The sequence below is a fragment of the Capnocytophaga sp. oral taxon 326 str. F0382 genome (assembly GCF_000318295.1).
GTDB classification, from domain to species: Bacteria; Bacteroidota; Bacteroidia; order Flavobacteriales; family Flavobacteriaceae; genus Capnocytophaga; species Capnocytophaga periodontitidis.
On record NZ_KB291391.1, the window covers coordinates 21,671 to 36,897 of the forward strand.

At 37.5% G+C, this 15,227-nt stretch carries 10 protein-coding genes and 2 pseudogenes; 7 read left to right on the top strand and 5 right to left on the bottom strand.

The genetic code is table 11. The annotated features are described in order from the left end of the window. Positions 1-116 precede the first annotated feature (116 nt). A pseudogene (lpdA, locus tag HMPREF9073_RS04470) lies at positions 117-1,522 on the bottom strand (dihydrolipoyl dehydrogenase). Between the two features lie 35 nt (positions 1,523-1,557). Next, on the bottom strand, positions 1,558-2,808 hold the full coding sequence (locus HMPREF9073_RS04475; RefSeq protein ID WP_034555375.1) for a hypothetical protein: 1,251 nt from the start codon (positions 2,806-2,808) through the stop codon (positions 1,558-1,560). Positions 2,809-2,931: 123 nt separating this feature from the next. Between HMPREF9073_RS04475 and prmA the strand changes: the two genes are divergently transcribed. The 3 genes and pseudogenes from prmA (at position 2,932) to HMPREF9073_RS04490 (ending at position 5,956) form a co-directional block, all read left to right on the top strand. Beyond that, the gene (gene prmA / locus HMPREF9073_RS04480; RefSeq protein WP_009412821.1) at positions 2,932-3,768 is read left to right on the top strand and encodes a 50S ribosomal protein L11 methyltransferase; all 837 of its coding nucleotides are present in this window, start codon (positions 2,932-2,934) and stop codon (positions 3,766-3,768) included. After that, entirely contained in the window at positions 3,768-4,454 is a 687-nt protein-coding gene (locus HMPREF9073_RS04485; protein WP_009412822.1) for an SMUG2 DNA glycosylase family protein, read from the top strand. The genes prmA and HMPREF9073_RS04485 overlap by 1 nt, the downstream gene beginning before the upstream one ends. A 3-nt stretch (positions 4,455-4,457) precedes the next feature. After that, a pseudogene (locus tag HMPREF9073_RS04490) lies at positions 4,458-5,956 on the top strand (phytoene desaturase family protein). On the opposite strand, the gene HMPREF9073_RS04495 reads toward HMPREF9073_RS04490, so the two are convergent. The 3 genes from HMPREF9073_RS04495 to metK form a co-directional block, all read right to left on the bottom strand. After that, positions 5,920-7,983, bottom strand: coding sequence for a M13 family metallopeptidase (locus HMPREF9073_RS04495; protein WP_009412824.1), 2,064 nt, complete (start codon positions 7,981-7,983; stop codon positions 5,920-5,922). The pseudogene HMPREF9073_RS04490 and the gene HMPREF9073_RS04495 sit on opposite strands and share 37 nt — an antisense overlap. A gap of 136 nt (positions 7,984-8,119) precedes the next feature. Further along, positions 8,120-8,698 carry a flavin reductase family protein gene (locus HMPREF9073_RS04500; RefSeq protein WP_009412825.1) on the bottom strand — a complete coding sequence of 193 codons (579 nt, stop codon included), beginning with the start codon at positions 8,696-8,698 and terminating at the stop codon, positions 8,120-8,122. Positions 8,699-8,832: 134 nt separating this feature from the next. After that, the gene (gene metK, locus HMPREF9073_RS04505) at positions 8,833-10,080 is read right to left on the bottom strand and encodes a methionine adenosyltransferase (RefSeq protein ID WP_009412826.1); all 1,248 of its coding nucleotides are present in this window, start codon (positions 10,078-10,080) and stop codon (positions 8,833-8,835) included. Between the two features lie 326 nt (positions 10,081-10,406). Between metK and lepA the strand changes: the two genes are divergently transcribed. The 4 genes from lepA (at position 10,407) to HMPREF9073_RS04525 (ending at position 14,901) form a co-directional block, all read left to right on the top strand. After that, the gene (gene lepA / locus HMPREF9073_RS04510; protein ID WP_009412828.1) at positions 10,407-12,203 is read left to right on the top strand and encodes a translation elongation factor 4; all 1,797 of its coding nucleotides are present in this window, start codon (positions 10,407-10,409) and stop codon (positions 12,201-12,203) included. A gap of 33 nt (positions 12,204-12,236) precedes the next feature. After that, a complete protein-coding gene (locus tag HMPREF9073_RS04515; protein WP_009412829.1) occupies positions 12,237-13,220 on the top strand; it encodes a DUF3644 domain-containing protein in 984 nt (327 codons plus the stop codon). Positions 13,221-13,318: 98 nt separating this feature from the next. Further along, positions 13,319-13,975, top strand: a complete 657-nt coding sequence (locus HMPREF9073_RS04520; protein ID WP_009412830.1) for a hypothetical protein — start codon at positions 13,319-13,321, stop codon at positions 13,973-13,975. Then, positions 13,972-14,901 (top strand): hypothetical protein, encoded by a 930-nt coding sequence (locus HMPREF9073_RS04525; protein ID WP_009412831.1) that lies wholly within the window; start codon positions 13,972-13,974, stop codon positions 14,899-14,901. The genes HMPREF9073_RS04520 and HMPREF9073_RS04525 overlap by 4 nt, the downstream gene beginning before the upstream one ends. Positions 14,902-15,227 lie beyond the last annotated feature (326 nt).

The window sequence follows — 15,227 nt, forward strand, 5'->3', positions numbered from 1 at the left end:
ATAACAAAATTGGGATATAAAAATGAAAAAAGGTGAGATGGTTACAATTCAATTTTGCCAAAGTTCGCATCATAATGGGTGATAGAACTTTGGCAAAACTTTGTGTTATTATTATTTTATGCGTGGATAGCACGATTTTCGGTAGCTGCTAAGGCGGCTTCTTTTACAGCTTCGGTGAAAGTGGGGTGTGCGTGGCAAATACGAGCAATATCTTCGGCGCTAGCGCAGAATTCCATAGCTGTAACGGCTTCGGCTATTATATCGGCAGCACGAGCTCCAATGATATGTACTCCTAATACTTCATCGGTTTGGGTATCTGCTAAGATTTTCACAAAGCCATCAGTATCCATACTAGCACGCGCACGCCCTAAGGCACGAAATGCAAACTGACCTACTTTATAATTTGTACCATTAGCTTTGAGTTGTTCTTCAGTTTTTCCTACAGAAGCAACTTCAGGCCAAGTATAGACCACCCCAGGTATGAGATTGTAATCAATATGAGGTTTTTGACCAGCGAGTTGTTCTACTACTAATACCCCTTCTTCTTCGGCTTTATGAGCGAGCATAGCGCCACGTACCACATCGCCTATAGCATAGATATTAGGCACATTCGTTTGCAAGCGGTCGTTTACCACTACCCTACCCCGTTCATCTTTTTGTACACCAGCAGCTTCGAGATTGAGTCCACGTGTATAAGGAAGACGTCCAACGGCTACCAAACAGTAATCACCTTCTAAGCTAATAGTTTCTCCTTTAGGAGAGTTTGCTTTTACAGTCACTATATTACCGTCGCGAGTTACTTCGGTTACTTTATGGCTTGTATAGAGATTAAATCCTTGTTTTTTTAGCACTTTAGTAAGCTCACGTCCTAAACTCTATCCATTGTAGGGATAATACTATCGGTATATTCCACTACGGATACTTTAGCCCCGAGACGGCTGTACACTTGTCCTAATTCCAAGCCAATCACACCGCCTCCTATTACAATAAGATGTTTAGGTACTTCGTTGAGTTTAAGAGCTTCGGTAGAGGTAATCACACGTTCTTTATCGAGTTTGATAAAAGGCAAAGTTGCAGGTTTAGAGCCTGTAGCTATGATGGTATATTTAGCTTCGATAATTTCGGGAGTACCTTCTTTAGGAGTAATTTTAATTTGGGTAGGAGATTCAAAACTACCTACGCCTGTAAAAACATCTACTTTGTTTTTTTCCATTAAGAATTTTACTCCGGTACAGGTTTGTTCAACCACAGCCGCTTTGCGTTCAATCATTTTCTCTAAGTTGAACTTCACTTCACCTGTAATTTCGATACCGTGAGCCTCAAGATGTTGTGTTGCTTCCTCGTAATGATGGGAGGAGTCAAGTAAGGCTTTAGATGGAATACAGCCTACATTGAGACAAGTACCCCCCAAAGTGTTGTATTTTTCTACAAGGGCAGTTTTGAAGCCCAATTGTCCGGCGCGAATTGCAGCCACATAGCCTCCTGGACCAGAACCGATGATAACGATGTCGTACATTTTCATAATAGTTGATATTTATTTGTCAATTAGTTTTTTTTTTACAATTCTATTTGGTATTGCAATACAAAGGTACCTAAGCGGGTACTCACCTTTTTGTCAGTAGCACTAAAAACAGGACGGTTCTCATACGCTAAAGAAAGTTTGCTTTTTTGTCCTTTGAAATAAGTATTTACACCAACAGAATATATATTTATATTGTTATTAAGAGCTTTATAACTTGCAAAACGCCAACTTGCATTAGGCTGTAGACGGATATCAGAATTTTCCCATTTAGGAAGCAGATAACCCAATTGCAAGAACAAGCTACTGCCTGTACCTACTGCAGGAGAGGCATTACCGGCACCATTGAGTGAAGTTCCTCCTTCAAAAATGCTATTTGCCCCTACAAATCTCACATAATCATTACCAAAATAGATATTATTAAAACCTACATAAGCTGTAATAGCATCATTTCGTTCGGAAATAGGGGTATCCATAAAGAAATCAATTCCTAAATTGAAATAATCGCGATAAGAAGTATCAGTAGTATTGGTAAAAGTTCTCGCTTTAGCTTGATATTCATACCCCAAACCGAGATTCATAATATGTTTATTACCTATATAAGTGCCATTTCCACCACTAGAAGGCAAAAGATTTCCCTCATTATCCCAAAATTCGTATTTTAAGTAAGCCGATGTAAAGGGTTGAGGATGCCCTTTACTATAGCTGAATGAAGAAGGAGGTATAGTTGAGTTTTGCAAGGCCGCAAAATACTCGAATTTACCTAACTGACCTTTGGCATAAACACCTATTCTACGCCCCATATCATCGAAGTGATTGAGTGTATTGAGGTAATAAACTGAGGGGTCGAGGGTGAGCATAGATGCATTAGAAAATCCATTAGAATAACGCCCTGCACCGAGGAAAGTAGTTTTAGCTATACCAATACTTAATTTTTCGCTAAAAGTATACTGAGCAAGAGCATCGAGGAGACGCAAATTAGCAGTGCGAAGGGTGCTCTGGTTGAAGTTGTTATTTCCTAACAACACATAGAACAACCATTTCTTTTCTACTTGGGCATAGACTCCTAAACGGACACGGCGCACTGAAAAGTCAAACACATTGTTCACCACTTCACCATTCACAGCGGTACCAGGGTTGGTTTCGGTATAACGCGCCCAAAACTGAGCACGAGCGATACCTTGAATGAAAGTATTGCCCTCGTCGTCAAAATTATGACGTAACAACTGAGCTGAAGCAGGAATTGCTGTCCATAAGGTCACTAAAAACAAAAATACTATCTTTTTCATATTTATGTATTGGGTTAAAGTTATCATACACCCCGCAAAGATATAACTTTTTTCTTATTTATCACATTCTATTTGCAATTATTTCTTATTTTTGCGCTCTAAACGGATTTTACCTCTCATTGAATGAATTACATAGAATACACTTTTACCATTACCCCTATGGGGGTTGCTTCTGAAATATTAGTTGCTGAACTCGCCGAAGTAGGCTTCGAGAGCTTTGTAGATACCGAAACCGGTTTGCAGGCTTATATACAAGAACCCTTTTGGAATGCTAATATACTCTCTGATGTACAGATACTTCACAGCGAGGAGTTCCAAATTACCTACACACATCAAACTATTGAACAGGTGAACTGGAATGAGGAATGGGAAAAACACTTCGAGCCTATCACCGTAGACGATAAGTGTACTGTACGTGCTACCTTTCACCCCGAAGCACATACCCCTTATGAAATTGTTATCGACCCTAAGATGAGTTTCGGTACTGGTCATCACGAAACTACTTATATGATGTTGCAATTCCTTTTAAAGGAAGAACTCAAAGGCAAAAAGGTACTCGATATGGGTTGTGGCACAAGCGTACTCGCTATTATGGCAAGCAAACGCGGGGCGAGTGAGGTACTCGCCATTGATGTAGACGAATGGTGCGTAGAGAACTCCATTGAAAACGTAGAACGCAATGGTTGTAAGCACATCAAAGTACAGTTGGGAGATGCTTCTTCACTAGCTAATGAAAAAGACTTCGACCTTATTATTGCGAATATCAACCGTAATATTCTCTTAAACGATATACCGCAGTATGTACCAGCTCTCAAAACAGGAGGCGCTCTCTTGCTCAGTGGTTTTTACAAGGAAGATATACCTCTTATCCGCGAAAAAGCGGAAGCATACGCTCTGCAATACATCGAGAACTTAGAACGCAACAACTGGGTAGCAGTAAAATTGAAAAAACAAGCCTAATGAATACTTTTGCCGATAGAATTATCAACTTCAACACACATTTAGAGTACAACCAATCCTTGCCTAAGGATTTTGATGTGCTGAATCCTTATATGGATAACCCTGAAACTATGGAGGTAATGCGTGCTTTTTATCACAAATTCTACAACGATAACCGTCAGCGGAAATTCATTATAGGCATCAATCCCAGCCGACACGGGGCAGGAGTTACAGGCGTTCCTTTTACTGATACCAAGCGATTAGAAAGCGAGTGTGGTATTGTAATGAAGTCGGCACATACCCACGAAGTATCATCGGTTTTTATGTATGATATGATAAAAGCATACGGTGGAGTCACTAAGTTCTACAATGATTTTTATATCAATTCTCCTTTTCCTTTGGCTATTGTGCGAAAAGCCTCGGACGGCAAATGGCTCAATGCTAATTATTACGATGAAGAGACACTCTTCAAATCATTAAAGAACTATATGATAGAAACTTTAAAAAAGCATATCGCCTTAGGAGTAGATACTCAAAAGGTGTTCGTATTAGGCAAAAAGAACGCTACTTTCTTACAAAAATTGAATAAAGAAGCTACTTTATTTGGTGAAATGGTAGTATTAGAGCACCCTCGCTTTATCCAACAGTATAAATCAAAAGAAAAACAGCTGTATATCGATAAGTTTTTGACGAGTTTTGGAATATAGACAATGAAGCAATACGATGTTTTGGTGATAGGTAGCGGACTCTCGGGGCTCTTTTCGGCTTTGCTCTTGGCAAAAGCAGGAAAGAAAGTGTGTATATTGGAGAAAAATGAGCAGTATGGGGGTAACCTGCAAACTTTTGTGCGCAATAATACGCTGTTTGATACAGGAGTGCATTACATAGGAAGTCTCGCAGAAGGTCAGGTACTATATGAGTATTTTAAAGATGTAGGTATTGCCACTCATCTTTCGGTAGAACGCCTTGATATAAACGGCTACGACCGTATTTGTTTTGGCGATACACCTAACGTGATGTATCCTCACGCTCAGGGTTATGAGAACTTCGTAAAACAACTCCTCTCCTATTTCCCTAATGAAAAGAAAGCCTTAGAAGAGTACGCCCACACGATGCAATCTATTTGCGATAAGTTTCCACTCTACCGCCATAAACAAGCAGTAGCCGATTACGATGTTCATACGCTTTCCTTAAACCTATTAGATTTCCTCAACGGTATCACTACTAACGACCGACTCAAAGCAGTGCTCTTAGGCTCTAACTTTCTCTATGGAGGTACTGACGAACAGACACCTTTATACGTACACGCACTTTCGGTTAATTCGTATATAGAAAGTGCTTGGCGACTCACACAAGGAGGTAGACAAATCACCAACTTGCTCATTGATAAATTGCGCCAATACGGTGCTGACCTCTTCAACCAAAGAGAGGTCATAGGGTTTGAATACAGTGAGGGGAATACTATCAACACAGTACTCACCAAGCAAGGAGAGCAGTTTGTTGCAAAACAAATCATCTCGGCTATAGATGTAAAGCAACTACTCAACATCACAGGCAAAACCCCTTTTAAACCTTCTTTTTGCAAACGCGTGCAGGGCTTACAACCTACGGTTGCTGCCTTTTCATTGCATTTGGTACTCAAACCAAATGCTTTTCGTTACTTGCCCTATAATGTGTATTGGTTTAAGGATAACAATAGCGTTTACCACGCTACTAATTACGCTACTAACGACTTCCCGATTTCGTATATGCTCTCTATGAATCCTCCAAAGGACAGCAGGGAGTATACTGATAATGTTACTATCCTCACCTATATGAACACTGATGAACTGCAACGCTGGCAAAATAGTTTTACGACCAACACCGAGGGCAACCCAAGAGGCAACCAGTATGAGTTTTCAAAAGTCAGCGTGCTATGGATTTATTAGATGTAGTTGCTCAACAATTTCCTACACTCAAAAGTGCTATTGCTCATTACTACACCTCTACACCGCTTACTTACCGTGATTATATAGGCAATCCCACAGGAGCATTGTACGGCTACAAAAAAAACGCTAACCATATAATGGAAAGCGTTTTTATGCCACAAACTCACATCAAGAATTTATATGTTACAGGGCAGAGTGTTGCAATGCACGGATTAGTAGGTGTTACTATCAGTGCGGTGCTCACCTACCAAATTTTGATGCGGTCTTCAGGTTTTTTATAGAGTTTATCACCTTCTTTTACATCAAAGGCTTTATACCAAGCGTCTACATTCACAAGCGGACCGAATGAACGGAAATATCCTGGGCTATGAGGGTCAGTTTTTACTTGATTTGTAAGGTATTTATCAGTCGAAAGCGTACGCCATACGGTACCCCAAGAGATAAAGAAACGTTGTTCTTGAGTGAAATTGCTTATCTTACCTACATTACCTTTATCTTTTAAGTACATTTGCAAAGCATCAAAAGCGATGTTCACCCCACCGAGGTCGGCTATGTTTTCACCACTGGTGAAAGTACCATTTACAAATACACCTTTTACAGGTTCGTATTGGTCGTATTGTTTAGCAAGGGCTTTGGTAGCGTTCTCAAAGTTCTTTTTATCTTCAGGAGTCCACCAATTTTTTAGATTACCATCGCCGTCAAATTCAGCGCCACTATCGTCAAATCCGTGTGTCATTTCGTGACCTATTACAGCACCAATACCACCGAAGTTCACCGCAGGGTCGGCTTCGAAATTGAAGAAAGGAGGTTGTAAGATAGCCGCAGGGAACACAATTTCATTATACAACGGATTGTAATACGCATTCACTGTTTGAGGCGACATACCCCATTTAGTTTTATCTACAGGCTTGCCTACTTTTTCCAAACTCTTTTGGTAAGCCCATTCACTCACGCGTTGCAAGTTAGCAAAATACACCGTTTTAGCAGCCGGTTCAATGGTCAGTTTAGAGTAGTCTTCCCACTTATCGGGGTAACCTACTTTCACAGTAAATTTATTGAGTTTAGCCAAAGCCTTTTCCTTAGTAGCATCTGACATCCAAGTTACATCTTTGATATGTTGTGCAAAGCTCTTTTTCAGATAATCTACCAAAGTAACCATTTCTTCTTTAGCTTTAGGTGGAAAATACTTTTCTACATACAATTTACCAAAGGCTTCACCCAAAATACTATTGATAACGCTTAGAGCGCGTTTGTTCATCGGACGTTGTTCTTGTTGTCCTTGCAACTCCTTGTTGTAGAAGTTAAAAGAAAGCTCATCGAGTTCTTTGGTAAGGTTGCTCGCATTATCAGCTACTAATTGATATTTAAGGTAATCTTTGATAAGAGGCAAGTTCTTTTCGTTGATAAACTTATCGTATTGTTTGTACAAACGAATTTCAGAAACAACTACTTTATCAGTGTTCACCCCTACGTTTTTAAGGAACTGAGGTAGGTTGAGGTTCTTCACCAATTTGCTAAGCTCAGCCATTGTTTGAGGGTTGTAGCTAAGGTTAGGGTTGCGGTCTTCCTCATTGGTGAGCATTAGTTTAGCTACCGAGCGTTCAAAATCTACCATTTGTTTAGCTTTCTCAGCGGCTTTGTCGTCTTTGAGCACTTTGAAGATAGCCATTACATAATCTTGATACTTTTGTAAAGCCTCAGTATTCTCCTTGTTGTCTTTTTGATAGTAATCGCGCCCCATACCGATGCTAAAGTTGCCAAGATACACAGTATTCATATTAGAATCCTTCATATCGGCATATACCCCCCAAGCACAGATAGGGTTTTCGCCCTCGCGAGTTACCTCTTCCAAATACTTTTGAAGGTCTGTGAGGTTTTTAATAGCCTCAATCTTATTCAAATAACCTTCAATAGGTTTAAGCCCTTCGGCATCACGCTTTTTCCAATCGATAAACGATTCGTAGAGGTCTTTTATTTTCTGACCTTCAGTACCTTGAGCGAAGTTTTCCTTGAGGAGATTATCTAAGATGAGCAAGCAATTCTCATCGGTTTTCTCGCGTAGGATATGAAAAGAGCCCCACGTAGGTTTATCAGCTGGTATTTTGGCAGTTTTAGCCCAAGTGCCGTTCACATAATTGTAGAAATCATCTTGCGGACGTACCGTAGTGTCCATTTCAGCAAGAGCAATCCCCTTGTCTGCATTTTTGTCTGTCATTGCATTTTCTGATTTTTTGTTATTCCCGCCACAAGCAACAATGAGTGCTGCCGACGAAAACAACAGTGCGGTTTTTACTGTTTTTCTCATCATCTTGTATAATGTTTTTGTTTAATGAAGCAAAGGTAAAAAATAATTAGCAATTAACAATAAAGAATATAAAAAAAGCTTTGCTAAAGCTTGTAAGAGTTTTAGCAAAGCTTTCTTTTTTCTTATCTTAGATAAGCCATTACTTAATACTGAAATTCAAACCTTTGTGTTCTCCCAATCCGTAATAATGTTTAAAGTTATAGATAAGTGGTTCCCACTCTAATGGATTGATTTTATTACCTTCCATTACCAAATGGTCTTCAGCGTGTACTTGCACAAATTCCAATTCCACAAGTACATAAGCATCGCGGTCATTCACGTTTTTCACTTTAGCTTCTGCCTGAATAGGACATTCGGCAATACGCGGAGGGCGTACTTTTTCTGAAGGTAATTGAGTAAATCCTCCAATACTAAACTTGTCATCAGTATAAGTGTATTTACCCATTTTTTGAGGAGGCACAGGGTTTTGAGCGGTATAAGGGGCAATTGCCTCTACTTTTTCCCACATAGCTGCCGTAGGGAGGTTAAAAACTACCTCGGGCACTTCCATCACATTATGATAAGCCTTGTTTAGTTTTACAAGCGCTATCACAGCATTCGCACCTAAAGTAAAGGTGCTTGAAATAGGCGTTACATCGGCGTTTCCATCTTTATCAGTTGTAGTAAGAAGTACTACAGGAAACCCGTAATAAAACATAGTTGGTAAAAAAGACTTCATACTATTTTTTTTATTTGATGGCACAAAAGTAAGAAAAAAATAACAATTGACAATGAAAAGAATAAAAAAAACTTTGCCAAAGTTTCAACTTTAGCAAAGTTCATCATTCGTAACTCGTAATTCGTAACTCGTCATTAAAAAAATGCTGCTTTTACTTTTTCTACGAAATCTAATTTTTCCCAAGTAAAGAGTTCTACTTCTATCGTTTTTGTTTTGTGATAAGGCGATGAGAATACTTTGGTTACAACCTCAGGAGTACGCCCCATATGTCCGTAAGAAGCTGTCTCGCTGTAGATAGGATTGCGCAATTTTAGGCGTTGTTCTATATCATACGGACGCAATGGGAAGATTTCTTGTATTTTTTTAGCTATTTCACCATCTGTGAGGTTCACTTTGGCAGTACCATAAGTATTTACATACACACCTGTAGGCTCAGCTACCCCTATGGCATAACTCACTTGTACCAATATTTCATCGGCAACGCCTGCTGCTACTAAGTTTTTGGCAATGTGACGCATAGCATACGCCGCACTGCGGTCTACCTTGCTCGGATCCTTACCAGAGAATGCACCGCCACCGTGCGCTCCTTTACCACCATAAGTATCCACGATGATTTTGCGACCAGTGAGCCCTGTATCGCCGTGAGGACCTCCAATCACAAAAATACCTGTAGGGTTGATGTGGTAAATAATTTTATCGTCAAAGAAAGGTGCGTATTGAGGATACTTTTTAATCACACGCGGAATGAGAATTTTCACGATATCCTCTTTAATTTTTTGAAGCATTTTCTTTTCGGTATCAAAGTCGTCGTGCTGGGTTGAAATCACAATAGTGTTCACACGCACCGGCTTGTTGTCATCGCTATACTCAAGAGTTACCTGACTTTTAGCATCGGGACGCAAATAGGTAATCTCCTTGTTTTCACGGCGTAATGCTGCCAATTCTCTCAGCAAAGCGTGTGAAAGGTCTAAAGCGAGTGGCATATAATTTTCGGTTTCGTTTACCGCATAGCCAAACATCATACCTTGGTCGCCAGCACCTTGTTCTTCAGGTTTTCCGCGATCTACCCCTTGATTGATATCGGGTGATTGTTCGTGAATAGCCGAAAGTACCCCACACGATTTGGCTTCAAACATATAGTCGCTTTTGGTATAGCCAATTTTCTCAATCACGTTGCGCGCGATTTGTTGTACATCGATGTAGGTGTTTGATTTTACTTCACCAGCCAATATAACCTGACCGGTAGTTACTAATGTCTCGCAAGCCACTTTAGAGTGGGGGTCGAAAGCGAGGAAGTTGTCAATAAGCGCATCGCTAATTTGGTCAGCGATTTTGTCTGGATGTCCTTCTGAAACGGACTCAGAGGTAAATAAATATCCCATTGATAATTATGATTTAGCAGGGGACGCCATTGTAAAGAAGAACTGTTTTAGCATTTTTTGGGGAATACCCCAAGAGGTTGCAATCAGTACAAATTTGTCCTCTTTGTTATTAATTGGCGGCAAAATTACAAAATAAAAAACAATAGACAAATAACAACGAACAATTTTTAGTTGCCAAAGCTAAGACTTCTCTGAAATCCTATCTTCTTCTAAATTTGTTAATTCACTAATTATTTACTACCTTTGCGCCCTCAATTACTGATAGTTGTGGCATATTACCTCGTAATAACAACTATCAACTAAATAGCTAACGACTAATTTATACAATGAAAAACATACGTAACTTCTGCATTATTGCACATATCGACCACGGCAAGAGTACTTTAGCCGACCGTTTGCTCGACTTTACCCAAACCGTTACTGAACGCGAAAAACAAGACCAACTTTTGGACAATATGGACTTGGAACGCGAGCGCGGTATTACTATCAAAAGCCACGCTATCCAAATGGAATATGTGTACAAAGGCGAAAAATATATCCTCAACCTTATTGATACCCCAGGTCACGTGGATTTCTCTTACGAGGTATCCCGTTCCATCGCTGCTTGCGAGGGGGCTCTCCTCATTGTAGATGCTGCTCAAAGTATTCAGGCACAAACGATTTCTAACCTCTACTTGGCGCTCGAAAACGATCTTGAAATCATTCCCGTACTCAACAAAATAGACCTACCGAGTGCTAATCCCGAAGAGGTGAAAGACGATATTGTAGACCTATTAGGTTGCTCGCCCGATGAAATTATCCCTGCCAGTGGTAAAACAGGCTTGGGCGTAGAGGCAATTTTGGAGGCGATTATCGAGCGTATTCCTGCCCCTACTGGCGACCCTAAAGCACCGCTACAAGCGTTGATTTTCGACTCGGTGTACAACTCTTTCCGCGGGGTGGAAACCTACTTCCGCGTGATGAACGGCGAAATACGCAAAGGACAGAAAATCAAGTTTATGTCCAACGGCAAAATCTATGATGCTGACGAAGTGGGAACCCTCAAACTGAACCAAGTGCCCAAACAAGTGATAGGCACTGGCGATGTGGGTTACCTTATCACCGGCATCAAAGATGCACGTGAGGTAAAAGTGGGTGATACTATTACCTCAGCAGTAGACGGTTGCAAAGAAGCTATTGACGGTTTTGAGAACGTAAAACCAATGGTATTTGCAGGGATTTATCCGGTAGACACCGAAGATTACGAAGAGTTACGCGCCTCAATGGAAAAACTCCAATTGAACGATGCTTCCTTAGTGTTTACCCCCGAAAGTTCTGCCGCTTTGGGCTTTGGCTTCCGCTGTGGATTCTTAGGAATGTTGCACTTAGAAATTGTACAAGAGCGCTTGGAACGCGAGTTTGGTATGACCGTGATTACTACCGTGCCCAACGTAAGTTACCACGCCTTTACCAAAAAAGAACCTGAAAAAGCGATTATCGTAAATAACCCTTCTGACCTCCCTGACCCTTCTAAATTAGACCGTGTGGAAGAGCCATATATCAAGGCGAGTATCATCACCAAATCAGATTTTATAGGTCAGGTGATGTCGCTCTGTATTGAAAAACGCGGTGTTATCACCAATCAGCACTACCTCACCCCTGAGCGTGTGGAGCTGAACTTTGATATGCCTCTTGCCGAAATCGTGTTCGACTTCTATGACCGCCTCAAGACAGTGAGCAAGGGCTATGCTTCGTTTGACTATTCACCTATTGGGATGCGTGCTTCTAACCTTGTGAAGGTGGATATCCTTATCAACTCACAATCGGTAGATGCGCTCTCTGCCCTTATTCACGCCGATAATGCTTATAACATAGGCAAAAAGATGTGTGAAAAACTACGTGAGCTGATCCCGCGTCAGCAGTTTGATATTCCTATCCAAGCCGCTATTGGGGCAAAAATTATCTCACGTGAGACTATCAAAGCACTCCGCAAAGACGTTACTGCTAAATGTTACGGGGGTGATATCTCGCGTAAGCGTAAGCTCTTAGAGAAACAGAAAGCCGGTAAGAAACGTATGCGTCAAGTGGGTAACGTAGAGATACCACAAAGTGCCTTTATGGCGGTGTTGAAGTTGAATGATTAGACCATAGCACGGTCAGGCAAAATATATGATACTATGAAGATAAATCCTACCTATAAAAGTTTACTTTCTAAGTCTATTAACTCAATGCTTTCTGCTATTGAAATATACAACAAGCCTAATTTCTTATACAGAGAAGAAACTTTTGCTATATTAGCAGTTAATGCTATTGAATTGTTATTTAAAGCTCATTTGTTAAAACTTCATAATTACAATATAAAAGAGTTGTATTTTATGGAATCTGTTAAGACAAAAAAAGGTGAGGTTCACAAACGGAAAAAGACACCTAAGTTAAATAGGTCTGGAAATCCTATGACTATAGGTATATTTGATGTTATTAATAAACTTAATTCTAAGTGTAAAGTACCTCCTAATTTTATTAATAACATAGAAGTATTGGTAGAATTAAGAGATAATTCAATTCATTTTTACAATGACTCTTTCTGTCAAAAAGAAATACAAGAAATAGGCTTTGCTACTATTAAAAATTACATTCGTATTATAAAAGAATGGAATATAGTAGATATTGATTTATCTAAATATAACCTATATTTAATGCCATTAGCTTATATAGATTCTAAAACTTATTCATCCGGTATAATAACAGATGAAACTGAGAATTATATAGAATTTTTAAAGTCTAAGATCGAAAATACAGACAATGAAGATCAAGAATATGATATTGCTGTATCTATAGATATTAAATTTAATAAATCTAATAGTATAGGACAGATAGGAGTTTTTTATGACCCAAATGGAGTTCCTGTTAATTTAAAAGAAGAAGAAATTAGTGCAAAATATCCTCTTACTTACAGAGAAATATGCAAGAAAAGTAGAATTCGATATATTGATTTTAAACAAGATAGAAAATTCAATGCTATAATGGCTGATATTAAGAAAGATAAAAGTTTGTCATATGTTCGCTTATTATATCCTAATAAACCTGATAAAAATAAAACATATTTTTATAGTACTAATGTATGGAAAGAATTAGATAAACATTATAAAAGAAAGAAATAGAAAAAGAGCAATTAATTTGTATCATGAGCATCACTAACAATTTGATTTAGTTATAAAAAACATTAAAGTTGGTGAAAAATTAAAATAAAATATAAAAAATGAATTTACAAGTAACACTATATGATTGGTATGACAATTATTCAAGGAAAAGAATAAGTAAAAAAGAATATGATTATAAATACATGTTTGAGAAGGCTATAAGAAATACAAATGTTTTAGGTCTACAAACTTCATATTTTCAACCTAACAACAACTTTAACAGTTATATAAATGGAAGTGTAGATGAAAATATAAATACTATTATATCTAAAAATATTCTTCATAACTTTGAGCAGGAAAAAATAATGAATAATTGTTTTTATTTTTCTGAATTAGCTCAATATCTCTTAAAAACAGAATTAAATATAGATTCTATTTTAACTTTAGGAAGTGTTAGTTATAAAGGACAAAAAAAATTTTATGAATCTTTCCAAAAGTTAAAATATAGGTTTAATAACAAAAATTTTAAAACAACAGGAGTTAATCTACATGCTTGGCTTACTTTACCTGATTATTCAATCATAGATGTTTCTATATTATCAGCATTCAAATGTTATAAAGAATTTTCAGAATATGATTATAGACAATTTTACTATCTTAGAACTCAATATCAAAAAAAAGGAGAAACATATATTCCTCATTTTCCTATTTTAGTTGGGAATGATTATATCCATAATATATCTTTAGATCCTATAATTACATTTGCAAGAATATGAATATCTTTTGGAATATTTACAAAAATATTGAACGAGAGCTAATAGAGATATCTAATATTATCCATATAGATGATAATCAATTAAGTATTTATTCTCCTAAAATTACAGAACTACTTATAAGAACAGTTGTTGAAGTAGAAGCTATTTCAAAAGAGTTGTATTTTGAAAATGGAGGAGATAAAGAAAATGATAATCAATTATTTTTTGACACTGATTGTATAGATTTTTTAGAAAAAAAATGGTTGTTAAGTAAAAAGAAAGTTATAGTTTCTGCTTCTAACTTCTATTTTAATGATGAGAATAATAAAGTATTAACACCTTTAAAAAAAGCTAATAAAAGAGGAAGTAGTTCATCTAAGTGGTTAATAGCTTATCAAGCTGTCAAACACAATAGGAATAATTCTTTATCAAAAGGAAATTTAAAAAACTTAATAGAAGCTTTAGCTGGTTTATATGTGCTAAATATATACTATAAAGATTTAGTTTATTCACTATATAGAGACTCTAATGGGACTAACTTTGATAATAGTCTGGGTTCCTCTATTTTTTCTGTAGACATACATAAATATACAGATATCACTTATGATAATGAAAAGGAAGATATGCCTTATAAAAAAAGTATTAATTATGATAGTTCTGTCTATATTATGGAACCTACACAAAAATCAAAAGATGATTTTAAGGAACAATATTCTCTTTTTATTAGTAATTTCAATAAGGAAATAGTAGATAGAAAACTCAAAAAGATAGAGAATTGTATAAAACAGGAACAAAATATTGATGAAAATAAAATACAAGAAATATTAGAGAATATCAAAAGTGATAAAAGTATAGAAGAGGAACTCTTCCAAGAAAAGCGTTTTTCAGCTTTTGAAATGTTTACTAACATAGAATATCAAGCTGTCGTAAACAAACAGCAATATTAAAAAATAAATCGTTAATCCCCCTATCCCCATCCTCATCAGCAATAACCTTTTTATCGAAGAACTCCCAGTAGATTACAATGGGAAGCCATTAGATCTCAACCCTTATATTGCACCACTAAATACATTTTTTGATAAGTTAGAGGTAAAATGTGTTAGGGAGTGTAAGTATTTTTGCAACTGTTAGCGCATATTATAAAAACCATTGAATCACAATAAAAACACATTTATTTTGTAGAGTGTGTTTTTTTTACATTTGCACCATTATTCACCAACAACTATTGTACAATGAAAAGACATTAGTGTTTATCAAAGAAATGTTAAAATTT

Excerpts from the sequence above, each read along its gene's own strand:
- metK (WP_009412826.1), bottom strand. The coding sequence starts at position 10,080 with ATGGGATATTTATTTACCTCTGAGTCCGTTTCAGAAGGACATCCAGAC.
- HMPREF9073_RS04495 (WP_009412824.1), bottom strand. The coding sequence starts at position 7,983 with ATGATGAGAAAAACAGTAAAAACCGCACTGTTGTTTTCGTCGGCAGCA.
- HMPREF9073_RS04475 (WP_034555375.1), bottom strand. The coding sequence starts at position 2,808 with ATGAAAAAGATAGTATTTTTGTTTTTAGTGACCTTATGGACAGCAATT.
- HMPREF9073_RS04485 (WP_009412822.1), top strand. The coding sequence starts at position 3,768 with ATGAATACTTTTGCCGATAGAATTATCAACTTCAACACACATTTAGAG.
- prmA (WP_009412821.1), top strand. The coding sequence starts at position 2,932 with ATGAATTACATAGAATACACTTTTACCATTACCCCTATGGGGGTTGCT.
- HMPREF9073_RS04500 (WP_009412825.1), bottom strand. The coding sequence starts at position 8,698 with ATGAAGTCTTTTTTACCAACTATGTTTTATTACGGGTTTCCTGTAGTA.
- lepA (WP_009412828.1), top strand. The coding sequence starts at position 10,407 with ATGAAAAACATACGTAACTTCTGCATTATTGCACATATCGACCACGGC.
- HMPREF9073_RS04520 (WP_009412830.1), top strand. The coding sequence starts at position 13,319 with ATGAATTTACAAGTAACACTATATGATTGGTATGACAATTATTCAAGG.
- HMPREF9073_RS04515 (WP_009412829.1), top strand. The coding sequence starts at position 12,237 with ATGAAGATAAATCCTACCTATAAAAGTTTACTTTCTAAGTCTATTAAC.
- HMPREF9073_RS04525 (WP_009412831.1), top strand. The coding sequence starts at position 13,972 with ATGAATATCTTTTGGAATATTTACAAAAATATTGAACGAGAGCTAATA.